This window comes from Hydrogenophaga bisanensis, from assembly GCF_042665135.1.
In the GTDB taxonomy this organism is placed as follows: Bacteria; Pseudomonadota; Gammaproteobacteria; order Burkholderiales; family Burkholderiaceae_C; genus Hydrogenophaga; species Hydrogenophaga bisanensis.
This window is the reverse complement of the sequence record NZ_JBHTBX010000008.1, coordinates 94,647-118,415: the sequence shown is the minus strand read 5'-3', so window position 1 is coordinate 118,415 and position 23,769 is coordinate 94,647. Positions and strand designations below refer to the sequence as shown.

The 23,769-nt window shown below is 66.5% G+C and carries 24 protein-coding genes; 10 read left to right on the top strand and 14 right to left on the bottom strand.

Annotated features, from left to right (window positions below; all coding sequences use genetic code 11):
- Positions 1 to 8 precede the first annotated feature (8 nt).
- Both pyrF and ACFQNJ_RS13190 read left to right on the top strand, forming a co-directional pair.
- Positions 9 to 851 (top strand): orotidine-5'-phosphate decarboxylase, encoded by an 843-nt coding sequence (gene pyrF, locus ACFQNJ_RS13195; protein ID WP_382258192.1) that lies wholly within the window; start codon positions 9 to 11, stop codon positions 849 to 851.
- 1 nt (position 852) lies between these two features.
- Complete coding sequence (locus ACFQNJ_RS13190) at positions 853 to 1,470, top strand: glutathione S-transferase family protein (protein WP_382258189.1); 618 nt, start codon at positions 853 to 855, stop codon at positions 1,468 to 1,470.
- An 8-nt stretch (positions 1,471 to 1,478) separates the two neighbouring features.
- Here the strand turns inward: ACFQNJ_RS13190 and ACFQNJ_RS13185 are convergent, their stop codons facing one another.
- Both ACFQNJ_RS13185 and ACFQNJ_RS13180 read right to left on the bottom strand, forming a co-directional pair.
- Positions 1,479 to 1,925, bottom strand: coding sequence for an acyl-CoA thioesterase (locus ACFQNJ_RS13185; protein WP_382258186.1), 447 nt, complete (start codon positions 1,923 to 1,925; stop codon positions 1,479 to 1,481).
- A gap of 97 nt (positions 1,926 to 2,022) precedes the next feature.
- A complete protein-coding gene (locus ACFQNJ_RS13180; RefSeq protein WP_382258183.1) occupies positions 2,023 to 3,543 on the bottom strand; it encodes a CYTH and CHAD domain-containing protein in 1,521 nt (506 codons plus the stop codon).
- An 80-nt stretch (positions 3,544 to 3,623) separates the two neighbouring features.
- Between ACFQNJ_RS13180 and ACFQNJ_RS13175 the strand changes: the two genes are divergently transcribed.
- The gene (locus tag ACFQNJ_RS13175) at positions 3,624 to 4,451 is read left to right on the top strand and encodes a MipA/OmpV family protein (protein WP_374639705.1); all 828 of its coding nucleotides are present in this window, start codon (positions 3,624 to 3,626) and stop codon (positions 4,449 to 4,451) included.
- A 3-nt stretch (positions 4,452 to 4,454) separates the two neighbouring features.
- On the opposite strand, the gene uvrA is transcribed toward ACFQNJ_RS13175, so the two are convergent.
- Positions 4,455 to 7,490 carry an excinuclease ABC subunit UvrA gene (gene uvrA, locus ACFQNJ_RS13170; protein ID WP_382258180.1) on the bottom strand — a complete coding sequence of 1,012 codons (3,036 nt, stop codon included), beginning with the start codon at positions 7,488 to 7,490 and terminating at the stop codon, positions 4,455 to 4,457.
- Positions 7,491 to 7,596: 106 nt separating this feature from the next.
- Here uvrA and ACFQNJ_RS13165 point away from each other — a divergent pair, with 106 nt between their 5' ends.
- Both ACFQNJ_RS13165 and ACFQNJ_RS13160 read left to right on the top strand, forming a co-directional pair.
- Positions 7,597 to 8,424, top strand: a complete 828-nt coding sequence (locus ACFQNJ_RS13165) for an undecaprenyl-diphosphate phosphatase (RefSeq protein WP_382258177.1) — start codon at positions 7,597 to 7,599, stop codon at positions 8,422 to 8,424.
- 63 nt (positions 8,425 to 8,487) lie between these two features.
- A complete protein-coding gene (locus ACFQNJ_RS13160; RefSeq protein ID WP_382258383.1) occupies positions 8,488 to 9,684 on the top strand; it encodes an MFS transporter in 1,197 nt (398 codons plus the stop codon).
- On the opposite strand, the gene ACFQNJ_RS13155 is transcribed toward ACFQNJ_RS13160, so the two are convergent.
- Positions 9,670 to 11,058, bottom strand: coding sequence for a chloride channel protein (locus tag ACFQNJ_RS13155; RefSeq protein WP_382258174.1), 1,389 nt, complete (start codon positions 11,056 to 11,058; stop codon positions 9,670 to 9,672). The genes ACFQNJ_RS13160 and ACFQNJ_RS13155 overlap by 15 nt on opposite strands.
- A 146-nt stretch (positions 11,059 to 11,204) precedes the next feature.
- On the opposite strand from ACFQNJ_RS13155, the gene ssb reads away from it, so the two are divergent.
- The gene (ssb, locus tag ACFQNJ_RS13150; protein WP_374639710.1) at positions 11,205 to 11,705 is read left to right on the top strand and encodes a single-stranded DNA-binding protein; all 501 of its coding nucleotides are present in this window, start codon (positions 11,205 to 11,207) and stop codon (positions 11,703 to 11,705) included.
- 102 nt (positions 11,706 to 11,807) lie between these two features.
- Here the strand turns inward: ssb and ACFQNJ_RS13145 are convergent, their stop codons facing one another.
- Complete coding sequence (locus ACFQNJ_RS13145; protein ID WP_382258171.1) at positions 11,808 to 12,986, bottom strand: glutaredoxin family protein; 1,179 nt, start codon at positions 12,984 to 12,986, stop codon at positions 11,808 to 11,810.
- 66 nt (positions 12,987 to 13,052) lie between these two features.
- Here ACFQNJ_RS13145 and ACFQNJ_RS13140 point away from each other — a divergent pair, with 66 nt between their 5' ends.
- Together ACFQNJ_RS13140 and ACFQNJ_RS13135 are read left to right on the top strand one after the other, a co-directional pair.
- On the top strand, positions 13,053 to 13,652 hold the full coding sequence (locus ACFQNJ_RS13140) for a class I SAM-dependent methyltransferase (RefSeq protein WP_382258168.1): 600 nt from the start codon (positions 13,053 to 13,055) through the stop codon (positions 13,650 to 13,652).
- Positions 13,653 to 13,687: 35 nt separating this feature from the next.
- A complete protein-coding gene (locus ACFQNJ_RS13135) occupies positions 13,688 to 15,019 on the top strand; it encodes a DUF3422 family protein (RefSeq protein WP_382258165.1) in 1,332 nt (443 codons plus the stop codon).
- Between the two features lie 49 nt (positions 15,020 to 15,068).
- On the opposite strand, the gene ACFQNJ_RS13130 is transcribed toward ACFQNJ_RS13135, so the two are convergent.
- From ACFQNJ_RS13130 to ACFQNJ_RS13110, 5 genes are all read right to left on the bottom strand, one after another.
- Entirely contained in the window at positions 15,069 to 15,569 is a 501-nt protein-coding gene (locus ACFQNJ_RS13130; protein WP_382258163.1) for a Dps family protein, read from the bottom strand.
- A gap of 68 nt (positions 15,570 to 15,637) precedes the next feature.
- The gene (locus ACFQNJ_RS13125) at positions 15,638 to 17,374 is read right to left on the bottom strand and encodes a SulP family inorganic anion transporter (protein ID WP_382258160.1); all 1,737 of its coding nucleotides are present in this window, start codon (positions 17,372 to 17,374) and stop codon (positions 15,638 to 15,640) included.
- 37 nt (positions 17,375 to 17,411) lie between these two features.
- Positions 17,412 to 18,308 carry an MBL fold metallo-hydrolase gene (locus tag ACFQNJ_RS13120; RefSeq protein WP_382258157.1) on the bottom strand — a complete coding sequence of 299 codons (897 nt, stop codon included), beginning with the start codon at positions 18,306 to 18,308 and terminating at the stop codon, positions 17,412 to 17,414.
- 70 nt (positions 18,309 to 18,378) lie between these two features.
- A complete protein-coding gene (locus ACFQNJ_RS13115; protein WP_382258154.1) occupies positions 18,379 to 19,017 on the bottom strand; it encodes a peroxiredoxin in 639 nt (212 codons plus the stop codon).
- Between the two features lie 119 nt (positions 19,018 to 19,136).
- On the bottom strand, positions 19,137 to 19,310 hold the full coding sequence (locus ACFQNJ_RS13110; protein ID WP_382258151.1) for a hypothetical protein: 174 nt from the start codon (positions 19,308 to 19,310) through the stop codon (positions 19,137 to 19,139).
- Between ACFQNJ_RS13110 and ACFQNJ_RS13105 the strand changes: the two genes are divergently transcribed.
- The gene (locus tag ACFQNJ_RS13105) at positions 19,309 to 19,617 is read left to right on the top strand and encodes a high-potential iron-sulfur protein (protein WP_382258148.1); all 309 of its coding nucleotides are present in this window, start codon (positions 19,309 to 19,311) and stop codon (positions 19,615 to 19,617) included. The two genes, ACFQNJ_RS13110 and ACFQNJ_RS13105, sit on opposite strands and share 2 nt — an antisense overlap.
- Positions 19,618 to 19,698: 81 nt before the next feature.
- On the opposite strand, the gene ACFQNJ_RS13100 is transcribed toward ACFQNJ_RS13105, so the two are convergent.
- From ACFQNJ_RS13100 to ACFQNJ_RS13085, 4 genes are all read right to left on the bottom strand, one after another.
- The gene (locus tag ACFQNJ_RS13100; protein ID WP_382258145.1) at positions 19,699 to 20,043 is read right to left on the bottom strand and encodes a DUF3817 domain-containing protein; all 345 of its coding nucleotides are present in this window, start codon (positions 20,041 to 20,043) and stop codon (positions 19,699 to 19,701) included.
- Positions 20,044 to 20,050: 7 nt separating this feature from the next.
- Entirely contained in the window at positions 20,051 to 20,761 is a 711-nt protein-coding gene (locus ACFQNJ_RS13095; RefSeq protein WP_382258142.1) for a Crp/Fnr family transcriptional regulator, read from the bottom strand.
- 123 nt (positions 20,762 to 20,884) lie between these two features.
- The gene (locus ACFQNJ_RS13090; RefSeq protein ID WP_382258380.1) at positions 20,885 to 21,847 is read right to left on the bottom strand and encodes a cytochrome-c peroxidase; all 963 of its coding nucleotides are present in this window, start codon (positions 21,845 to 21,847) and stop codon (positions 20,885 to 20,887) included.
- Positions 21,848 to 22,118: 271 nt separating this feature from the next.
- On the bottom strand, positions 22,119 to 23,432 hold the full coding sequence (locus tag ACFQNJ_RS13085) for a sigma-54 interaction domain-containing protein (protein ID WP_382258139.1): 1,314 nt from the start codon (positions 23,430 to 23,432) through the stop codon (positions 22,119 to 22,121).
- Between the two features lie 163 nt (positions 23,433 to 23,595).
- Here ACFQNJ_RS13085 and cydP point away from each other — a divergent pair, with 163 nt between their 5' ends.
- Positions 23,596 to 23,769: a cytochrome oxidase putative small subunit CydP gene (cydP, locus tag ACFQNJ_RS13080; RefSeq protein WP_382258136.1), complete on the top strand. Its 174-nt coding sequence runs from the start codon at positions 23,596 to 23,598 to the stop codon at positions 23,767 to 23,769.

Below are 23,769 nucleotides of genomic sequence, written 5' to 3'. Positions count from 1 at the left end.
TCCGGCGCATGACCTTCCTTGACATGCTGCGCGGCGCCGAGCGCCAGAACCGTTCCCTGCTGTGTGTGGGGCTCGATCCTGACCCGGGCAAGTTTCCCGCCGGCATGAAGGGCGATGCCTCGCGCATCTACGACTTCTGCGCGGCCATCGTCGAGGCCACGGCCGATCTGGTCATTGCCTTCAAGCCGCAGATCGCCTATTTCGCCGCGCACCGCGCCGAAGACCAGCTCGAACGCCTGATGGCCCACATGCGTGCGGTGGCGCCGCATGTGCCGGTGATTCTGGACGCCAAGCGCGGTGACATCGGCAGCACCGCCGAGCAGTATGCGATCGAGGCTTTCGAGCGCTATGGTGCGGACGCGGTCACGCTGTCTCCCTTCATGGGTTTCGACTCGGTCCAGCCTTATCTCAAGTACCAGGGCAAGGGCGCCTTTCTGCTCTGCCGCACGTCCAACCCGGGCGGGGACGACTTGCAGAACCAGCACCTGGCCTCGGTCGATGGTCTGCCGCGCGTGTACGAGCACATCGCCCGCCTCGCGCAGGGTCCCTGGAACCTCAATGGCCAGCTCGGTCTGGTGGTGGGCGCCACCTACCCGGCCGAGATCGAGCGCGTGCGCGAGCTGGCGCCCACGCTGCCCCTGCTGATTCCGGGGGTGGGCGCGCAGGGCGGTGATGCGGTGGCCACCATCCGCGCCGGCTACCGTGCCGCCAGTGGCAACACGACCGGGCCGGTGATCGTCAATTCCTCGCGGGCGGTGCTCTACGCCTCCCCGGGCGATGACTTTGCTGCAGCCGCGCGCCGGGAGGCCGAACGCACCCGAGCGTTGCTCGACTCGGCCAAGGCGGGCTGACATGAAGCTCTATGTCGCGGCCCGTGCGCCCAACCCCCGGCGGGTGCAGATGTTCCTGGCCGAGAAGGGCGTCCATGACCTGGATCAGATCGAGGTCGACCTGAATGCCCAGGAGCACAAGTCCGAGTCGTTCCGCGCCAAGAGCCCGCTGGCTCGCGTGCCAGCGCTGGAGTTTGATGATGGGCGCGTGCTGACCGAAACCCGGGCCATCTGCACCTACCTGGAAGGCCTGCACCCCGAGCCCAACCTGATGGGACGGGACGCCACCGAGCGGGCTTTCATCGAGATGGCCGACCGCCGTATCGAGTGGTATTTCATGCTGCCGATTGCCCATGCGGTGCGGCACACCCATCCCGGACTTGCGCCGCTGGAACAACCTCAGTTTCCCGAGTTCGGCCTTTCGCAGGCCGGCAAGGCGCGCGAGACGGCGGCCTGGCTCGACGGCGAACTGCAGCGCCAGCCCTGGATCGCCGGCGACCGGTTCACCATCGCCGACATCACCGCCTTCTGTGCGCTCGAGTTCGCGCGCCTCATGCGCTTCAAGCCCGCTGACGAGGGGTTGAACGCGCTGCAGGCCTGGCGCGACCGAGTGGCCGCACGGCCGTCCGCCGGGATCTGATCCGCCAGCTATTCGAGCGGCCCCGGGCGTGTGCTCTCGAACTGAGCCCGGGCGGTGCTGGCCAGTGCCATCTCGCCGGGTGTCTCCGGTGTCCACTGGCTGACGGGTACCGGTTCGCCCTGCTCATCCACGGCCAGGTAGACCATCAGGCACTCGGCGGTGGGCAGCATGCGGCGTCCGGTCATCGGGCCGCTGCGCAGCTCGACGGCGATGTTCATGTTGGATTGTCCGGTGAAGGCCAGACGGGCCTGAACTTCCACCAGATCACCCAGCCGCACGGCTCGGCGAAAGCGGATGCTGCTGGCGTACACCGCCAGGCAGGGGCCGGCGGCCCACCGCGTGGCACAGGCGTGACCGGCCTGGTCGATCCACTTCATGAGGATGCCGCCGCTGACGGCTGCACCGCCCTCCACATGTGAGCCGTCTACCGGAAAGCGCAGGGTGATCGTCGACATCGCCACTCCCTTGCGGCGCGGCAGTGCGCACCGTGAGGGTATTGTCTGCAGCTCCACCGTACCGGCCAAGCGCTTGTTGCACTGGGTTACGGCTGTATCAGTGATCGAACATGGCCAGATCCCTCAGCGAGCGCTCGATGCCGGGCAGTCGGCGCATCTCCTGGCGTTCCTGGGCATCGATACGGCCGAGGAGGCGATCGCGCACCTCCACGGGGGCTGGAGCCAGCCGCTCCCGCGCGGTGGCAAGATCGTTGAGCCAACCCAGCACGTCCTGGGCGCGTGCCAGCGCGCGAGTGGCCTGGCGGACTTCGTCTGGGGGCAGCAGGCAGGCCAGGCTTTCCAGGGTGTAGCGTTCTTTCTTGAGGGACAGACGCAGTTCATGCCGGGCCTCGGGACCGCTGCGCAAGGCCTGCGAGGCCTCCCGGCGCAGGTCCTGATGTGCCTTGGCCATCACCTGGCGTGCCCACCGGTCCAGGCGGGTGGGCCGTCCGTTCGGCGCGTCGACCGGCAGGCCGTGAAGACCGCGGGCCAAGGCCAGCAGCATCTGGGCCTGTGTTGGGTTGGACAGTGCAGCCCGAGCGCGTGCCCAGGCGGCTTCCCGCTGGCCATGGACCCAGGGCTGGCAGATCGCCAGATCTCGACCGTCTCTCAGCAGGCGAGGCAGCCAGTCCGTTTCCAGCACATCCCATTCGCGCACCTCGCCGAGCAGCGCGGCCAGCTGTTGGCATTGCCGGTCCCAGTGGCGGGCAAACCGCTCGGGCAGCCAGGGCCGGAACAGGCGCAGCGAGGTCCGAAGCCGGCGCAAAGCCACACGACTCTGGTGCACGATTTCCGGCTGGGTCCAGGCCTGCGCATCGAGCACCAGCCGCCCCAGGTTGGTCTGCAGCGGTGACAGGCAGGACCATGCCGTCGTCACAAAGGCCGCCCTGGGTGCCATGTCCGGCGTGATCACGGGTGCGCCTGCGCGAGCCGCCTGCAGCGGTCCCCCTTCGAACAATGCCAGGCCGCGCTGGGCCTTGCTCAGGTCGGACGGCATGAGCCAGATTCCGGGGTTCGGCTCGCCCTGTACAGGCAGTGCCAGATCCATGGCCAGGCTGAACAGGGCGGTCACAGGACCTGCCTTGAGCTCCAGTTCGATTTCCTGCAGGCGCTCGGATCGCCCGCCCTGTCCGGTCCCGGCGCTGATCTGACCGTCGTCCAGCGCCATTTCAATCACGGCGCCCTCGTGGTCGAGCGTCCAGCTTCGGCGCACGAAGTCGGTCTGGAACACCGGTACCAGCCGGCCCGCCAGTCTGCTGAGCACGTCTGCCAGCGGGTGGTCGCCCAGCAGGGCACGGAAATCGGGCTCGCCGGGGCGGGTCGGGGCTTCCCACTCGCCACGGACCGACATGCCGCCGGTGGAGCTGCCGGCGGTCTTGACGGTCAGCCAGGTGCGGCGACCGATGCGGCGTTCGCGCACGGCCATCCGACGGGCCTTGAGCTGCAGGTCCGGCGTGTCGAGATAGGTGTTGTACAGCCGCTCCCTTGTCGCGCTGGCGGCTTGCAGCGCAGGATGTGAGAGCAGGCGGGGCAGATCCTCCGGCCGGATCAGCAGTTTCAGTTCGGTTTCCTGGGGCATGGCAAAGAGGGATGCGGCTTGACCCCGGACTTACCCGGGTTCTGAGGCGGGAACACAGGACGGGAAGCTATCATGATCGAATGAGAAAAGCGATCAAGATGGCAGGGTGGTGCCTGGCCGGATGCGGGGTGGTCGCCCCGGCTCTGGCTGAACAGGCGGCGGTGGTGGAGTTTGGCAAGGATTACCTGATCGGCGCTGCGCTGACGTCATCCACGGCGCACATGGGGCAAACGGAGAACAACCTGAGGCTCAAGCCCGTGTTTGCGTTTCAACTTGGGCGTCTGCGGGTATCCAGGTCCCGGGCCAATGTGATCATGAGCGCCGGGCGAGGCGAGGGCGTTGAGACCGGTGTCAGCACCGAACTGCTGTCTCGGCAGAACTGGTCCCTGAGTGCATCGTTGCGCCTGGACAACGGGCGCAGTTTCGAGGGAGACCCCCGCTGGGAGGGGCTGCCGGACATCCAGGACACGGTTCGGGGTCGGGTGTCCGCACGGCGCAGCCTGGGCGCTCGCTGGAGCACCAGCGTGAGCTTTGACCACGACCTGCTGGACAAGGACGGTGGGGGACGGCTTCTGGCTGGCTTGGGCTACCGACTGCCGCAATCCGACCGGGCCCACTGGGATTTTTCCGCCAGCGGCAGCTGGGGAAGCAGCCGCTACATGCAGACGCACTATGGGATCTCCAGCCCATCGGCGGCCCTCGTGGGCTCCCGGGCCTATACACCGGGCAGTGGACCGGAAAGTCTCCAGCTGGGAATCGACTACACCCATGCCTTGGGCGAAAACTGGGTGGCCTTTGGCGGGGTCGGTTTTTCCCGGCTGGTGCGTCCCGCTGCTGCCAGCCCCTTGATTGACCGCAAATCCACTTACGGCATGTCGGTGGGTCTGGCCTGGCGCAGTAGCCGCTGATTTTCAGCGGCGCAGCAACCGGGCGAGATACCGGCCGGTGTGGCTGGCCTCACAGGCCGCCACGTCTTCCGGTGTGCCCTGCGCCACCACCGTGCCACCGCCCGAGCCGCCCTCGGGACCCATGTCGATCAGCCAGTCGGCGGTCTTGATGACGTCCAGGTTGTGCTCGATGATCACGATGGTGTTGCCGGCATCGCGCAACTGGTGCAAGACCTTGAGCAGCAGCTCGATGTCGGCAAAGTGCAGGCCGGTGGTGGGTTCGTCGAGGATGTAGAGCGTGCGGCCGGTGTCGCGTTTGCTCAGTTCCTGCGCCAGCTTCACCCGTTGCGCCTCGCCCCCCGAGAGCGTGGTCGCGCTCTGCCCCAGTCGGATGTAGGACAGGCCCACATCCAGCAGGGTCTGCAGTTTGCGGTGCAGCGTGGGTACGGCGGCGAAGAAGTCCGCCGCCTGCTCGACCGTCATGTCCAGGATCTGGGCGATGTTGCGCCCCTTGTACTGCACCTCCAGCGTCTCCCGGTTGTAGCGCTGGCCGTGACACACCTCGCAGGGCACATAGACATCGGGCAGGAAATGCATCTCCACCTTGACCACGCCGTCGCCCTGACAGGCCTCGCAGCGGCCCCCTCCGCCCGATGACCCCACGTTGAAGCTGAAGCGCCCTGGCCCGTAGCCGCGTTCGCGCGCCGTCGGCACCTCGGCCATCAGCTCGCGGATGCCGGTGAACAACCCCGTGTAGGTGGCCGGGTTGCTCCGCGGAGTGCGGCCGATGGGGCTCTGGTCGACGTTGATGACCTTGTCGAAGAACTCGATGCCTTCGATGGCGTCGTGCTCGGCCGGCTCGTCGTGTGAGCGGTAGAGGGTGCGCGCCACGGCCGCGTACAGCGTATCGTTGACCAGCGTCGACTTGCCCGAGCCGGAAACGCCGGTCACGCAGGTCAGCAGCCCGACCGGAAAGGCCACGCTCACGCCCTTGAGGTTATGGCCGCGGGCGTTGACCACGCGGATTTCCTGCAGCTCACCCAGTGTGGCCTCGTGCGCGGCCTGGCGTTCTGCGCGCCGCTCGGCCGCCGGACTCAGCGGGAAGCGTGACTTGGCCACCGGCGTCTTGGGGGGTGCCTTCAGGACCGGCAGGCGAGCCGTGCGCCGGGCGGGCACCGGAATCTGCCGCACGCCGCTGAGGTACTGGCCCGTCAGCGAATCCGGGTGGGCCATGACGGCCGCCGGGGTGCCCTCGGCCATGATGCGGCCGCCATGCACGCCGGCCCCGGGACCGATGTCGATCACGTGGTCGGCCAGCCGGATCATGTCCTCGTCGTGCTCGACCACCAGCACCGTGTTGCCCAGGTCGCGCAGGTGCTGCAGCGTGGCGATCAGGCGGTCGTTGTCGCGCTGGTGCAGGCCGATGCTGGGCTCGTCCAGCACGTACATCACGCCGGACAGGCCGCTGCCGATCTGGCTGGCCAGCCGGATACGCTGCGCCTCGCCACCCGACAGGGTTTCGGCGCTGCGGTCCAGGCTCAGGTAGTTCAGTCCGACGTCGTTGAGGAACTTCAGCCGCTGGCGGATCTCGTTGACCACGCGGGCCGCGATCTCGGCCTTCGCGCCCTTGAGTTCGAGCCGCTGGAAGTACGCCAGTGCCTCGCCCAGGGTGATGTGGCTGACGCGGTAGATGGGGGCGCGCTGTTCGCCTTCGCCGATGAAGACGTGGCGTGCTTCCTTGCGCAGGCGGGTGCCGCCGCAGTCGGGGCAGGGCTGGATGGCCCGGTAACGGGCCAGTTCCTCGCGCACGGTGGCCGAGTCGGTCTCGCGGTAGCGCCGCTCGAAGTTGCGGATGATGCCTTCGAAGGGGTGACTCTTGCTGATCTTCTTGCCCGCCCGTTCGCCCGATTCCAGGGCGTAGCTGAACTTCACCGCTTCTTCGCCCGAGCCATACAGCAGCACCTGACGGACCGGTTCGGGCAGGTCTTCCCAGGGGGTGTCGGGGTTGAAGCCGTAGTGCTGACCCAGACTCTCGATCATGGCGAAGTAATAGCCGTTGCGCCGGTCCCAGCCCTTGATGGCGCCGCTGGCCAGGCTCAGCGTCGGGAAGGCCACCACCCGCGCCGGATCGAAGAACTCGGTGTGGCCCAGGCCGTCGCAGGTGGGGCAGGCGCCCAGCGGCGAGTTGAACGAGAAGAGCCTGGGTTCCAGTTCGCCCACGCTGTGGTGGCAGACCGGGCAGGCGTAGCGGGACGAGAACGCCTGTTCGCGGCCGGTGTCCATGTCCAGCGCGATGGCTCGGCCATGGGCCAGTCGCAACGCAGCCTCGAAGCTCTCCGCCAGGCGCTGCCGAAGCGGATGGGCACCGTCCTCGTCGGCGGGGCGCACCTTGATGCGGTCGATCACGACGTCGATGTCGTGTTTCTCGGTCTTTTTAAGGGCCGGCAGGGCCTCGGCTTCCACCACCTCGCCGCCGATGCGAAAGCGCACGTAGCCCTGGGCCTGCATCTCAGCAAACAGGTCCGCAAACTCGCCCTTCTTCTCGCGCGCCACCGGCGCCAGGATCATCAGCCGGGTGCCTTCCGGCATGCCCAGCACCGTGTCCACCATCTGCGCCACGCTCTGGGCAGACAGGGGCAGGTCATGCTCGGGGCAGTGGGGGGTGCCGGCGCGGGCATAGAGCAGGCGGAGATAGTCGTGGATCTCGGTGACCGTGCCCACGGTCGAGCGCGGGTTGTGGCTGGTGGCCTTCTGCTCGATGGCGATGGCGGGTGACAGGCCTTCGATCAGGTCCACGTCGGGCTTGTCCATCAGCTGCAGGAACTGCCGCGCGTAGGCGGACAGGCTCTCCACGTAGCGGCGCTGCCCCTCGGCGTACAGCGTATCGAACGCCAGGCTGGACTTGCCCGACCCCGACAGGCCGGTGATGACCACCAGCGCATTCTTGGGGATGTCCAGGTCGATGTTCTTGAGGTTGTGCGTGCGGGCGCCACGCACCGACAGCAGGCTGCCGTGGGGTGGGGCGACGGGGACGGACGGGGGCAGGTCGTGGGATTTCAAGGCGGCAGGGCCCGAAGGGCATCGGCAGGGCAACCCTTCATGATAAGTCGGCCGGGCGGCAGGCGCAGGGGGTGACCGATACAATGCCGGCTCCATGAGTGTCCCTATGTCCTGGACCGAAGCGGTCATCCTCGGGCTCGTCCAGGGCCTGACCGAATTCCTGCCGGTCTCCTCCAGCGCGCACCTGCGCATCATCGGCCCCCTGCTGCCCTCGGGCGGCGATCCTGGTGCGGCCTTCACCGCCATCACCCAGATCGGCACAGAGGCGGCCGTGCTGCTGTACTTCCGCAAGGACATCTGGCGCATCGCCCTGGCCTGGCTGCAGTCCCTGCGCCAGCCGTTCGGGCCGCAGACGCCCGACAGCCGCATGGGCTGGCTGATCATTGTCGGGACGCTGCCGATCGCCTTGCTGGGCCTGCTGTTCAAGGACGCCATCGAGACTTCGCTGCGCAACCTGTACATCACCGCCACGATGCTGATCGTGTTTGCGCTCATCCTGGCCTGGGCCGACCGGATCGGCCAGCGGCGGCGCACCCTGGGGCAGCTGACCTGGACCCACGGCCTGCTGTTTGGTCTGGCCCAGGCCATGGCGCTGATTCCCGGCGTGTCGCGCTCGGGCGGCACCATCACCGCCGGCCTGCTGATGGGCTACACCCGTGAGGCGGCGGCGCGCTATTCCTTCCTGCTGGCCATTCCCGCCGTGCTGGCGTCCGGGTTCTACCAGCTCTACCGCAGCTGGGGCGCCGCGTCCGCACCGCCGGCCGGACCCACCGTGCTGGCCACCGTGGTGGCTTTCGGTGTCGGCTATGCGGTCATTGTCTGGTTCCTCAAGCTGGTCTCGACCCGGGGCTACATGCCCTTCGTGCTGTACCGGTTGGCCCTGGGCGCTGGGGTGCTGGCCCTGCTGGCCGCCGGCGTGCTGGCGCCGATCTGATTCCCCTTTGCCCACATGTCCACCGCCGCCACGACTGCCCCCGATGCCGCGTCCGATCCGCGCATGACACCTGGCGAGCGCCGGGCCAGTGCGTCGCTGGCGCTGGTGTTTGCCCTGCGCATGCTGGGCCTGTTCATCGTGCTGCCGGTGTTCGCCCTGGAGGCCTCTCGCCTGCCGGGTGGCGATGATGCGGCTCGGGTCGGTTTCGCCATGGGCCTTTATGGCCTGACGCAGGCCTTCCTGCAGATTCCCTTTGGCCTGGCATCCGACCGCTTCGGGCGCAAGCCCGTCATCCTCGCCGGCCTGCTGCTGTTTGCGCTGGGCAGCGGGGTGGCGGCCTGGGCGCCGGACCTGACTTGGCTGGCGGTCGGTCGGGCTTTGCAGGGGGCTGGCGCCATTTCGGCGGCGGTCACGGCCTTCCTGGCCGATGTGACCCGAGACGCGGTCCGTACCAAGGCCATGGCCATGGTGGGCGCCAGCATTGCGCTGATGTTCGCGCTGTCGCTGGTGCTGGCGCCGCTGCTGGCCGGCTGGATCGGTCTGTCCGGCATCTTTGTCATGACCCTGGTGCTGGCGCTGCTGGCCATGGCGGTGGTGGCCTGGGTGGCGCCCGCGGAGCCTCGGGAGCACCGGCCTTCGGAAATGGGTCAGGTGCGGGGGCGGGCGCTGGGCGAGGTGTTGCGCCATGCCGGCCTGCTGCGCTTGAACCTGGGGGTGTTCGTGCTGCATGCGGTCCAGTTGGCCATGTGGATGGCGGTGCCGGCCATGCTGGTTTCTGCAGGTCTGGACAAGGCGGCGCATTGGCAGGTCTATCTGCCCGCTGTGGCCGCCTCGCTGCTGGTCATGGGTGGGGTGCTGTTTCCGATGGAGCGCAAGGGCAAGCTCAGGACGGCCTTCCTGATCGCGATCGGCCTGATCCTGTCGGTTCAGCTGGGCCTCTGGGTCCTGGCCGGATCTCAGCCCGGTCTGTGGCCTCTGGGCCTGCTGCTGTTCGTCTTCTTCATCGGATTCAATACCCTGGAGGCCAGCCAGCCCAGCCTGGTCTCCAAGCTGGCCCCGGGCCATGCCCGTGGTGCGGCCCTGGGGGTCTACAACACCCTGCAGTCGGTGGGTTTCTTTGCCGGTGGCGCTGTCGGGGGCTGGCTGGTGCGGGCACACGGCGTGGGCGCGCTGTTTGCGGCCTGTGCCGCCGCCACGCTGCTCTGGCTGGTGGTGGCCTGGCCCATGCAGGCACCGGCCACCGCGTCAACGCGGCGCTGAGTCCTGGGGCGTCTGCCCTGGCGGTGTGCCCGGGACGGCGGGGCCGACCGACGCTTCCCGCAGGGATCTCATCATCAGCAGGGCGGTGGTGCTGTAGAGCGGTCGGCTGATCATCCGCGAGACGAGGCTGGACACCAGCGCACAGGCCATGAGGCTGAGCACCATGCTGTGGCCATCGGTCATCTCCATCACGATGATCATGGCGGTGATCGGCGTCTGGGTCACTGCTGCCAGAAAGCCGCACATGCCCAGGGCGATCAGGGCCGGACCGTGCGGCGAGTCCAGCAGCCAGGCGATGTCCGCACCCACCCCGGCGCCAATCGACAGGCTGGGTCCGAACATGCCGCCGGGCACGCCGGTCCAGGCCGACAGCCAGGAAGCGATGAACTTCAGCCCGGTGAAGACCAGGGGCAGCTGCTGATCGAAATCGGGGTTGTGCAGCAGTGCGTGCGTGTGGTGGTGGCCCACGCCCACCGCCTCGCCGCCGGTGATGATGGCGATGACCGCCACCCCGAAGCCGCACAGGGCCGCAAAAGCCACCGGACGCTTGCGCCGGTAAGCGCAGAACCGGTCGGGCAGGCCCATGAAAGAGGCCAGCAGCAGGCGCGAGAGCAGGCCGCCCAGCAGGCCGGCGCTCAGGGCCACGAGAAAGCCCGGCCACATCAGGTCCCACCAGGACACGCCATCGGCCCGGATGCGCCCGAAGTACGACAGGTTGCCAAATGCCGAGACCGCCACCAGACCCGCCACGACGATGGCGGCCAGCATCAGGCCGCTGCTGCGGTCCTGCAGCCGGCGCGACAACTCCTCGATGGCGAACACGATGCCGCCCAGCGGGGTGTTGAAGGCCGCGGCAATGCCGGCGGCGCCACCGGCCACCAGCAGCTCACGGGTGCTGATGTCCGATCTTGGCGAGAGCCAGCGCCGGGCGTGCAGCATCACACCGGCGGCGATCTGTACCGACGGCCCCTGGCGTCCGATCGACAGGCCGGCCAGCAGGCCGCCTGTCACGGCCGCGATCTTGGCCAGCGACAGCCGCAGGGACACGAAGCGGTGGCGGGCCGATTCCGGTGTCTCGGGCGCCAGGGCCACCAGCACCTGCGGTACGCCCGAGCCGCCGGCACCCGGCGCCCAGCGGCGGATCGACCAGACCACGGCGGCGGTGAGCAGGGGTGTCCAGATCAAGGGGGCCCACCAGGCGGTGCTTCGCAGGCCCTGGTACAGGCCGAAAGCCGCATCCGCCAGCAGCGTGAACACCACGACGGCCAGTCCGGTCAGCACCGCGTAGACGATGACGATGACCCGGTCGAGCCACTGGCGGCCGTCGCCCATCTCGGTGCGCAGGTTCTGCAGGAAGTCCGGTTCGCCTTTCATGGACCGACAGTGTAGGACCAGCCTTGATTACGTTGCCTGTGGGACGTGCGGTTTGGGCACAGCCGGCGTTTGCGGCACAATGGTCGGCCACCGGCGGACCTGCGTCCGCCTGTCTGCCAATTCATACCTCCGCTGCGAATCCATCCATGGCATCCGTCAACAAAGTCATCCTCGTCGGCAACTGCGGCCGCGACCCCGAAATCCGTTACCTGCCCTCGGGGCAGGCCGTGGCCAACGTGAGCATCGCCACCTCCAGCCGCCGCAAGGACCGCAACTCCGGCGAGATGGTCGAGGACACCCAGTGGCACCGCGTGACCTTCTATGACCGCCTGGCCGAGATCGCCGGCGAGTACCTTAAGAAGGGGCGCCCGGCCTACATCGAGGGCCGCCTGAAGTACGGCAAGTACACCGACCAGTCGGGTGTCGAGAAAAACACCGTGGACATCATTGCCACCGAATTGCAGCTGCTGGGTGGCCGTGAAGGCATGGGCGGTGGCGACGAAGGGGGCGGCGGTGGCGGATACAGCCGCCCGGCGCCCGCACCCGCCCAGCGGCCTGCCGCACCGGCCGCCCGTCCCGCGCCCGCACCCGCCGCCGCACGGCCGTCCAGCGGCTTTGACGACATGGATGACGACATCCCGTTCTGACCCGGACCCTGATGCCGCGCCGTCCCTCCCCGGCGCGGCCTTCCAGCCCGCCCGGCCTTGATGGTCCGGCGGGCTTTTTCTCGCCTGGCCCGTGGGTGCGCGTCAGAACAGCCACTGAGGGCGAAGCAGCATCACCAGTGCCAGCGCCAGCATGACCGCACCGCTGAGCAGCTTGAGCCATCGACCTGACGACTCGTCGAGCTTGCGGCTGCTGAGCGCCAGCACCGCCAGTGTCACCATCAGGCTGTCGTCGGCCACGTAGCCCAGGATGTAAAGTCCCAGATAGGCATGGTGCGCGCCCGGTGAAAGGTCCTGTTGCACCAGCACAGCGCTGTAGAGCGCCGGCAGCCCGGCGGTGCACAGCAACTCCACCACGTTGACCATGACCGCCAGAATGGCCGTACCGCCCAGGGCCAGCGGCAGGTTGGCGGCCTGCACGGTCTGGCGCATGCGCTGGTACAGGGCAGGCTTGGCCGAGGCGGGAATCGACAGGCTGATACCGTGTTGAAAGGCGAAGAAGTCCTTGATGTGGATCGCCGCCATCACCACAGCCACGATCGCCAGCGCCACCCGGATGCCTTCGCCCAATCCCACCAGCCGGAACACATTGAGCCACGCGGCCATGAAGGCGTAGTAGATCGCACCGCTGACGATCACGAAGGTGCCGGCGATCAGGGCCATGCGACGGCGGTCAAGTGTATGTGCCAGCAGGGACAGCAGGAACAGCAGTACCCACATGGCGCACGGGTTGAAGCCGTCGAGCAGGCCCAACGCGAGGGTGAACAGGGGAAAGCCCAGCGTCTCCACCGTCAGGTAGGCGGGAAGCCTTCCGTTGGATCGCGAGGCAACAGCGCTGGCGTCGGGCGTCTGCGCCGGCACTGCGCCGGATGAACGTGGCGCACCCGCAGCCACCAGACGGGCCAGTTCCGGACCCGAGGTGCTGGCGTCGGCAAAGCCAACCAGCACCTCGCCCCGGAACACAAAGGTTGGGACGCCGGGAGGCCACATGCCGGCCTCTTTCGTGAGGCGCTCGAGGGCCAGGCGGGCGGCGGGATCCTGGTCAACCCGGTGGTACACCACCGTCAGCCAGGGGCGCAGGGTCTGGAAGGCAGGCAGGAAGGCCTTGGCATCCGCGCAATGCGGACATCCGTCGCGCACGTACACATCCAGCACCGCGCGCGCCGGCAATGTCTGTACCGGTGTCACCGTGGGCTCCTGCGCCCGGGCCAGGCCCGACAGCAGGAGCGCGCACACCAGCAGAAAGCAGAAACGACGCCACATCACTGCATCATCATGGCATATCGCCATGACAACATGCCCATGCCCGAGATTGGTACACTGGGGAGTATGAATTTCTGGGACCAACAATTCGGCGCTGAGGGTTACAAGTACGGCACGCAGCCCAATGCGTTTCTGGCGGCACAGGCGCACCGTCTGGCGCCGGGCAGCGACGTGCTGGTGCCGGGTGATGGCGAGGGGCGCAACGGTGCCTGGCTGGCGGGCCAGGGGCATCGCGTCACCGCCATGGACGGGTCAGCGGTGGGCCTGGAAAAAGCCCGGGCATTGGCGGCATCGCGCGGGGTGCATCTGCAGACGGTACAGGCCGACCTGGCCGACTGGACACCGACCCCGGGCAGTGCCGACGCGGTCGTACTGACCTTCGTGCACCTGCCGCCCGCCATCCGGCTGGCAGCCCATCGCCGGCTGATGCAGGCCTTGAGACCGGGTGGGCTGATGTTGCTTGAGGCGTTTCATCCCCGCCAGTTGCCGCTGCGCAGCGGCGGACCCAAGGATGAGGCCATGCTCTACACGCTGGCGATGCTCCGGCAGGATTTTGATGGCCTGGACGAATGCCTGGGCGAGGAGGTGGAAACCCTGCTCGACGAGGGACCAGGCCATCAGGGTCCGGCGCAAGTCGTCCGCTGGATCGGCCGTCGTCCGGGTTGACCCTCTCCCGACAGACAGACGGCACAATGCTGCGCATGGACATCGCCACGAACACCGAGACCCGGTTTCTGCCCGCAGATGAATCGATGCGCACGCAGTTGCACAACGAGGTGCACGCCCGCCCGCCGGCCCGCATCCGCCTGCCGGCGCTGGTGGTGTACGTGGCCGTGGACAACCAGGGCATCACGCGTGAGCAGGAGTGCGAGCACCTGCGGCGCCTGCCGGATCAGGAGGATCTGACGGTTGCGCAGATGCAGGCCAGCTTTTTGCGCCTGCGCCTGCCGGGCTGCACCCTCAAGTGGGAGCGGCATACCGAGTTCACCCGCTATTCCATCGTCCAGGCCCTGCCCGAGGGCGCCGGTCTGGGCCAGCGCGACCCCGAGTTGTTGTCCCATCTGGCATTGCCGGTCGATTGGGTCGCCTCCATTCCGGGCCGCACCCTGGCGGCCATCAAGCTGGTGATGCTGCATGGAGATGTCGCTGAGCCTCAGGCCGCGCTGAGCATGGCCAGAACCTGGCTGGGTGAGCATTCGGTCGTGGCATCGATGATGGGCAACCAGGGCCATTCGGTGGTGGTCACGGATTTCATGCTGCGGCCCAGCGGCTTCGAGCGCATGCTGGTGATTGCGCCGCCGGGCACTTCCGAGACGCGTGCGGGCCGCATTGCCGGGCGCCTGCTGGAGTTCGAGACCTACCGCCTGATGGCGCTGAGGGGCCTGCCGGTGGCCAAGGCGCTGGGACCGTTCCTCTCGGATGCCGAACGGCAACTGGCCGATATCACCGCGCAACTGGAGAACAAGAGCGCGTCCGACCAGTCCCTGCTGGATACGCTGGTCTCGCTGGCGGCGGCGGTGGAGCGGGCCACGGCCGAACACGCCTACCGCTTTTCAGCCACCCGGGCCTACGACACGCTGGTGGGGCAACGCATTGCCGAACTGCGCGAGCAACCGATTCCGGGGACGCAGACGATCGGCGAGTTCATGCAACGCCGTCTGTCGCCGGCCATGGCCACGGTGGCCGCGACGGCGCAGCGCCTGACCTCGCTGTCCGAGCGCATCACCCGCACCAGCGCGCTGCTGCGAACGCGGGTGGACATTGCCACCGAGGTGCAGAACCAGCTGCTGCTGGAAAAACTCACGCGCGGTCAGGAACTGCAGCTGAGGCTGCAAAGCACCGTCGAAGGCCTGTCGATTGCAGCCATCTCGTACTACGTGGTCAGTCTGCTGCTCTATGTGGGCAAGGCTGGCAAGGCCGCCGGTCTGCCCCTGAACCCCGAACTGGCGGCCGGGGCCCTGATTCCGCTGGTGCTCTGGGCGGTGTGGCGCACCACCAAGCGCATCCACGAGAAGCTGCACGCCGGACACTGAGCCCAGACCAGGGGATGACCTGGCCAACGCCCGGCGTCTTGGGGCCTATTCAGTCTTCCAGCAGGCTGCGCAGCATCCAGGCCGTCTTCTCGTGCACGTCGATGCGCTGGGTGAGCACGTCGGCGGTGGGCTGGTCGTTGGCGGCGTCCACCACCGGAAACAGGCGGCGGGCGGTGCGCGCGGTGGCCTCCTGCGCCGCCACCAGATGCCGGATCATGTCGGTGGCCTTGGGCACGCCATCGACCTCCTGGATGCTGGCGAGCTTGACGAACTCCTTGTAGGTGCCCGGTGCCGGGAAGCCCAGGGCGCGGATACGCTCGGCAATCAGGTCCAGGGCATTCCACTGCTCGGTGTACTGCTCCATGAACATGTTGTGCAGGCTGTTGAACTGCGGGCCCGTGACGTTCCAGTGGAAGTTGTGGGTCATCATGTACAGGGTGTAGCTGTCGGCCAGCAGGGCGGACAGGCCGTCAGCGATCTTCTTGCGGTCCTTTTCGGCGATGCCGATGTCGATGCGGACGGAAGCGTTCTTGCTCTGGGCTTTGGCCATGGATGCGTTCTCCTGTGACTGGGGGTTGCGGATACTGCTGGACTATAAGGTCCGTTGGCGGCGGCGGATCACATGCTTGCACTTTTGTTGAGCTGACTCAACTCGGTCACCGCCTGGTGGTGTGACAGGAACACCTCGCCGCCGAGGTGCTGCAGAAAGCTGCTGCGGCGCAGGCGGTCCATGACGGGACCCTTGACCTCGCTCAGGTGCAGGGCGATACCGGCCTCCTTGAGCCGCTGGGCGATGGTCTCCAGACTCTCCAGCGCACTGGCATCGATGTCGTTGATGGCGTTGCACTGCAGGATCACATGGCGGATGGCGGGCCCGTTGGCCACGGCGTGCGCGACCTGGTCCTCCAGGTAACGGGCATTGGCAAAGTACAGGCTTTCGTCCACGCGCAGGCCAAGCACCTGCGGGTCGGTGATGACCTGGTGGCGCAACACATTGCGGTAGTGCTCGGTGCCGGGCACCTGCCCGACGATGGCGATGTGCGGCCGGCTGCTGCGCCACAGGTACAGCACGATGGAAGTGCCCACGCCGGCAATCAGGCCAGCTTCCACACCCACCAGCAGGGTCAATGCGAAGGTGATGGCCAGGGCCGCGAAATCGGCCCTGGAGTAGGCCCAGGTACGTTTGAACACGCCCAGATCCACCAGACTGAGCACGGCGACCACGATGGTGGCGGCCAGTGTGGCTTGCGGCAGGTAACGCAGCAGTGGCGTCAGGAACAGGGCGGCCATCACCAGACCTGTGGCGGTGTAGATGCCGGCGGCGGGTGTGCGGGCACCGGCGTCGAAATTGACCACCGAGCGCGAGAAGCCGCCGGTGACGGGGAAGCCCCCTGAGACCCCGGCGGCCAGGTTGCTGGCCCCCAGGGCGCGAAGCTCGGCATCGGGGTCGATGCGTTCGCGCCGTCGTGCCGCCAGCGATTGCCCGACCGAGACCGACTCCACAAAGCCCACCAAGCTGATGAGCAGGGCTGCCTGCGCCAGTGCGCCCATGTGAGGCCACATGTCCGCGTCCGGCCAAGGCCAGGACAGCGATGGCAGGCCTGCAGGCACCGGCCCGACCAGCCGCACGCCAGCTTCGTCCAGCGATAGGGACCAGGCCAGCAGCGCGGTGACCGCCAGCGCCATCACCGGCGCGGCTTTGGTCAGCACGTCGGCAACAAAGTGCCCCAGCCCCAGGCGCAGCAGGCCTCGCTTGAGGTGGCGGCGGCAGAGGATGAGGAAGGCCAGCACGGACAGGCCAATGAGGGTGGTCCATGTATGCGGAGCCGACGCGTGCTGCCACAGGCTCGAAAGCATCTGCGGCAAGGTTTGCCCGCTCAGCCCGATGCCCAGCAGGTGCTTGAGCTGGCTGGCAGCAATCAGGATGCCAGAGGCGGAGACGAAGCCGGAGATGACCGGGTGGCTCAGGAAGTTGGCCAGAAATCCCAGGCGAAAGGCGCCCATGGCCAGCAGCATCAGGCCGCTCATGGTGGCCAGCAGTGCGGCCATGAGTGCGTAAGCGCCGTTGGAGGCGGGCAGACCGGCCAGGGCGGACGCGGTCATCAGCGAGGTGACGGCCGCCGGCCCCACCGCCAGGGTGCTGCTGGAGCCGAAGAGCGCGTACGCCACCAGCGGCAGCATGCTGGCATACAGGCCAGCTTCCAGCGGCATGCCCGCCAGCTGTGCGTAGGCCAGGCTCTGCGGGATCAGCATCAACGTGACGACCGCTGCGGCCGTGGCGTCGGCAACGAACTTCTGCCGGTCGTACAGCGGGACCCATTGGGTGATGGTCACCCAGTTGCTCAGCCTGTTCATGGCATGCACGGTGCGCGAAGAGATCCTGGCCGCCGCATCAGATGGCGTTGAGGGGGATCTTGAGGTAACGGATGCCGTTGTCCTCGGGCGGCGGCATCTGGCCGGCGCGCATGTTGACCTGCACCGACGGCAGGATGAGCACCGGCATGGCCAGCGTGGCATCGCGTGCCAGGCGCATCTGTACGAAGTCGGCCTCGGGCACGCCATCGTGCACATGGATGTTGCGGGCGCGCTGCTCGGCCACGGTGGTCACGCAGACCGGTTCGCGGTCTTGCGGCGGGTAGTCATGGCACAGATACAGCACGGTATCGGCCGGCAGTGACAGCACCTTGCGGATCGACTGGTAGAGCGTGGCCGCGCTGCCGCCGGGGAAGTCACAGCGGGCGGTGCCGTAGTCGGGCATGAAGAGGGTGTCACCCACAAAAGCGACGGTGCGCACCGGGTCCACGCTGTGATCGCGAATGACATAGGTCATGCAGGCCGGGGTGTGGCCGGGCGTGTGCATGGCCGTGACCTGAAGGCCACCGATTTCGATGTGGTCGCCATCGTCCAGCAGCCGGTCGAACTGGCTGCCGTCGCGGGCGAATTCGGTGCCTGCGTTGAAAAGCTTGCCAAAGGTGTCCTGCACGGTGGTGATGTGCGAGCCGATGGTCAGCCGGCCGCCCAGGTGCTGGTGCAGGTAAGGCGCTGCCGAGAGGTGGTCGGCGTGCACATGTGTCTCCAGCAGCCACTGCACCTGCAGGCCGAGTTCGCGAGCGCGCCCGATCAGCCGGTCGGCACTGGCGGTGCTGGTACGGCCCGACTTGGGGTCGTAGTCGAGCACGCTGTCGATCACCGCGCATTGGCTGGTGGCGCCATCCCAGGCCAGGTGGCTGAAGGTGAACGTGGCCGGGTCGAAGAAGGATTCGATCTGCAGGCGTGAGGCGGTGTTCATGGCGCGGGAACTGTCTGAGGAAAGAAGTGGGGCCTGGCCGTTGCCAGGCCCCGCAAGGCCTGATGCCCGATCAGAGCGACTTGGTCGAGAAGTACCAGTCGGTGGTCTTGTAGCCTTCGCTGGGGCGCTTGGCCACGGCTTCGGCGGTCTTGGGCGGCGGCACGATCACTTCACAGCCAGGCGTCCAGCCTTCGGGCGTGGCCACCTGGTTGGCGTCGCTGGTCTGCATGGCCTTGAGCAGGCGCACGAACTCGTCGATGCTGCGGCCGTTGCTCATCGGGTAGTACACCATGGCACGCAGGATGCCGTTGGGGTCGATGAAGAAGGTGGCGCGCACGGCTTGCGTGTCCGCAGCACCGGGGTGAACCATGCCGTAGGCGCTGGCCACCTCCATCTTGATGTCTTCGATGATGGGGAAGCTGATGTCGACGCCGAACTTCTCCTTGATGTTCTGCGTCCAGGCCAGGTGCGAGTACAGGCTGTCGATCGACAGACCGATGAGCTCGCAGTTCATGCTGCGGAAGGTCTCGGCGGCTTTTTCAAAGCCGATGAACTCGGTGGTGCAGACGGGCGTGAAGTCTGCCGGGTGCGAGAAGAGAATCAGCCACTTGCCCTTGTAGTCGGCCAGGCTGCGCTCACCGTGCGTGGTCTTGGCCTTGAAATCGGGGGCGGCTTCGTTGAGGCGGGGGAAGCTGACAACTTGTTCCATGTGAATACTCCTGTGCATTGGTGGAAGGTACATCGATCAGATTGGCTGGATCGATGGATGTAGTTTCGGTACATGGGGGAGTATCTTTCTTGACATATCGCAATCACCCGATGTGCTATTTAAATGATGGCGATAGCCTGTGCACTCATAAGCTCGTCGTCGGATCTGATCGCTTGAAAATTCGCAATGACAAGCGCCTCGTCGCCGGGAACAATCTGATGGCACTGTTCGGGGTTCTGCATGCCCTGAGCGGCGACATATTCCATCACTTCCCCCACGAAAGAGGTTCTCATGACGCCGAATCGACGCGTTTTCATTCTGCAGGTGGCCACGGCCTCGGGACTCATGGCCACGACACGCCTGGCAACCGCACAGACCATGGTGGCCGAGACAGATCCGGTTGCCATCGGTCTGGGTTACAAGGCGGACGCCACCCAGGTGGACAAGGCCAAATACCCCAAATACGCTCAGGGACAGTCCTGTGCAAACTGCGCCATTTATCAAGGCGCAGCAGGCTCGGCAGCGGGCGGTTGCTCCCTGTTTGCCGGTAAACAGGTGGCCTCCAAGGGCTGGTGCAATGCCTGGGTCAAGAAGGCCTGACCACGCCAGTCACCTTCAAAAACCGTTGAAAGCCCGGCTCTGCCGGGCTTTTTGATGTCCGGGTGGAGCGTTGCCGCCCGCTCAAAGCCGACTCGGTGAGCGCTGCTGCAGGGATTCGAACGACAGCAGTTCGCGTTGCTTTCTTTGCAGCATCCCCCGCACCATCCAGGCGCCGAGCGGAATCAGCGCGGCGAGCAGCAGCACGCCGGTCTCCTGCTTCGTCCAGGGCGCCCGGGCGGTGATGATGACCACCATCAGCGCGTAGAGGACAAAGGCGCCGCCATGGATGGGTCCCAGGATGCTGACCATCTCGGGCATGTCCGCCAGCCGCTTGAGTGGCACGGCAATGAACACCAGCAGCAACAGGGTGGCGCCCTCCAGCCAGGACATGCGCTGCAACCATTGGTGCTGTCGCAGACGGTTCATGGTTTTCTCACTGGTCATCGGCATTCAAGGCGGCGGCATTGATGATGCGGTAGGTGCGACCGACCTTGTCCATGGGCGCGATCACGCCCGCCTTGCTCAGGGCGCTGACCTCGCGACTGACGGTCTCCAGCTTCAGGCCCATCATGGCGCCCATTTCCTCGCGCGAGAACAGGGTCGACAGTTCCGGGTCGGTCGTGTGGCGCATCTTGAGGATGAACTGGCGGACGCGGCGCGCTGCCGAGCCGAAATTGATGTCGGCCAGCCAGTCGTCGGCCTGCTTGACCGCATGGTGCCATTGCTTCATCAGCTGGGCGTGGATGCGCGGAGAGCGCCGGCTCAGGTCGTGGATGACGCCGACCGGGATGCAGCAGACCGACACCTCCGTCATGGCGACGGCTTCGTTTTCAAAGGTCGCCGACGTCAAGGCCTCCAAGCCGGCGACGTCGCCGGCGCGCAGCAACCTCACAATCCGTTGCTGCCCGTCTGGGGTCATGCGCAGCAGCTTGACGGTGCCCGAGCGGACGGTGAACAGGCTGAGGGCCTGCTCACCCTCCTGGTACAGGCTGTGACCAGGGCGGTACTCCAGGTCATCAATGGGGCTGTGAATCGACTCGAAATCCTGCTGCTCCAGATCGGCAAAAAGCACCATGGCACGGATGCCACAGGACTGGCAGTCCGATGTGCCTCGCCAGGCGGACTCGGTCTTGATCGGAATCATGGGCTGTGATGCGGTGGCTGGTCTTTGATTGATACCCTATAGGGTATATCAATCCTGAATTTCCTGTGTGGGCAAGAAAAAAGCCGACCCGAAGGCCGGCTTTGCCGTGGGGCGATTCGCTGCTTATTCGAACGGACGCGGCTTGGGCGTCTTGTCGGTCGACGGCGGCAGGATCGGCATGGCGATCTGCGGTTGCTGGCCGGTCAGGGTCTTGAGGAAAGCCACGATCTTGGCATTCTCATCCTTGCTGAATTCACGACCGAGCTGCAGGCGGCCCATCAGGTCCACCGCTTGCGTCAGCGTGGCGGCTTCACCGTCGTGGAAGTAGGGGTAGGTCAGTTCCACATTGCGCAGGGTGGGCACCTTGAAGTTCAGGCGGTCGGCGTCCTTGCCGGTCACTTCCACGCGGCCGGCCGCAGTGCTGGCGGTCTTGTAAGGCTGCACCAGACCCATCTTCTGGAACGAGTTGCCGCCCAAGTTCGGACCGTTGTGGCAGGCCACGCATCCGCTTTCCTTGAAGAGCTTGTAGCCTTCGAGCTCCATGCTGGTCAGGGCGCGGTTGTCACCGTCGAGCCAACGGTCAAACGGCGAGTTGGGGGTGATCAGCGTTTCTTCGAAGGCGGCAATGGCCGTGGTCACTTCGTCGATGCTCAGCTTGTCGGTGCGGAAGACCTTTTTGAACTCGTCGACGTAGCCGGGGATCGACTTTAGCGTGTCGATGGCCAGTTCGTGGGTGAAGGCCATCTCGCCAGGGTTGGCGATCGGGCCGCCAGCCTGTTCCTTCAGGTCCTTGGCGCGGCCGTCCCAGAACTGGGCCAGGTTCAGGCTGGAGTTGAGCACCGTGGGCGAGTTGATCGGACCCTTCTGCCAGTTGTGGCCGATGGAGGTCTTGAGGTTGTCCGAACCGCCCATGCTCAGGTTGTGGCAGCTGTTGCAGGAAATGAAGCCGGACTTGGACAGGCGCGGATCAAAGAACAGCTTCTTGCCCAGTTCCACCATGGCGGGGTCAAGGTTGCGCATGGCCGGGATGGTCTGGACGGGTTCGTCGGCGCGCTTCTGGGCCAGAGCCGTCGTGCCGATGGTCATCACGGTGGCAGCGGCAGCGAGGGCACACAGGGTCCGGGCGAACTTGGCTTTCATGGGATTCTCACTTTCTTCATTGACGACAGAGTGGCCGGCTGATCGTGGCGCTGTGAGCTTGCGCAGACGTCTGATCCGGTACGTCAATGGTGGGTGGGTTAACCCTGAGAAAGCTTGACCTTCGTCAATGCGCTGCCCGGTATCTCATTGATGTTCGCTATCGGTGAAATAGCAATTTTGCTATCAGGGGTTTTTTGTCATGCAAAAACGTGGGTTGCTATCCCAGTTGCAGCGCCTTGAGCCGGCGGTAGAGTGAGCGTTCACTGATGCCCAGCCGGGCGGCGAGCTCTGCGCGACTGCCGGTGTGCGCGGCGACGAGCGAGCGCAGTGCTTCGCGTTCGATCGATCGCAGATCCGTGGGTGCCGCTACCGCGTCAGCCGGCCGGGGTGTGCGCGCCGGGCGTCGCCCGGTGGCGATCGCTTCCTGCACGTGTTCGACTTCGATCTGGTCGCTGTCGCACAGCAGGGCGGTGCGTTCGAGCAGGTTGCGCAGCTCGCGCACGTTGCCGGGGTAAGGCTGCGCTTCCAGCACCTTGAGGGCGGCCGACGACAGCCGCAGGCGCCGGGGTGCCGTCACGCGTTCGAGCAGCGCGGGCGCGAGCAGGGCGATGTCGCCGCCGCGTTCGCGCAGCGGGGGCAGGGCAATGGGGAAGGTGCACAGGCGGTAGTACAGGTCTTCGCGGAAGCTGCCGTCAGCCACCATCTGCTCCAGATCGCGGTGGGTGGCGGCGACCACGCGGATGTCGGCCCGTCGCAGCTCGGTGCTGCCCACGCGGCGGTAGGTGCCCGTCTCCAGCAGCCGCAACAGCTTGACCTGCATGGGCAGGGGTATGTCACCGACTTCATCCAGGAAAAGCGTGCCGCCGCTGGCCGCCTCGATCAGGCCGGCCTTGGCCGTGCTGGCGCCGGTGAAGGCGCCGCGTTCGTGGCCGAACAGCTCGGACTCGAAAAGGGTCTCGGGCAGGCTGGAGCAGTCCACCGCCACCAGCGCCTTGCCCGCGCGCGGGCTGGCCTCATGCACTGCGCGGGCCACCAGTTCCTTGCCGGTGCCCGACTCACCCAGCAGCAGCACGCTGGCCTGCGACGGGGCCACCCGGGCCACCAGGCCCAGCATGCGCTGGAACGCGGTTGAACGGCCGATCAGACCCTGTGACGATGGCTGGCCCTGCGCCACCCGCAGGGGCTCCATCTTCTCGACGTAGAAGGCCGGCTGGCCGTCCTCGCCGGGCAGGGGCGAGAGTTCGATGTTGACGTATTCCTCACCCTTGGGGGTGTGGTGAAGGTGGAGCACGCGCTCGCGCTGGCCCGACTGCCTGGACTGCGCGAGCGGGCAGGACTCGCCGGCCTGGTCGCAGGGGACCGCGAAGTGGTGCGAGACCTCGTAGCAGTGGCGGCCGATCACGCTGCGCTGCGGGCTGAACTGCCGGCGGTAGGCCGCATTGGCCGCCAGGATGCGGTAGTTGGCGTCGAACAGGATGTGCGGCTCGGGCAGGCCTTCGAGAAAGGCGGTGAGTTCGGGCAGGGGTTGCATGGCGCCTCCGATCATGACGGGATTGTCTGCCAGAAATGGCAGTACGTGTCACCCATCAGGGTTGATGTTTTCTGGTCGGATGGCAAATCATTGATTTGATTGAAGTTTTCCAGTGCGACTGACCTGGCACGGATATTGGTTAAGCAGTGACCAACGTCATGCCATGAACATCCAGGACCGCACCCTTCTCCGCAAGCTGATCTGGACCGTGCTGATCAAGCTGGTCGCGCTGTCGGTGCTGTGGTGGCTGTTCGTGCATGACGCCCAGGTGGCCGTGAACGAAGGTGCCGCGGCCCGGCAGTTGCTGACCCCGGCGGTCAGCACCACCCAGGAGTAA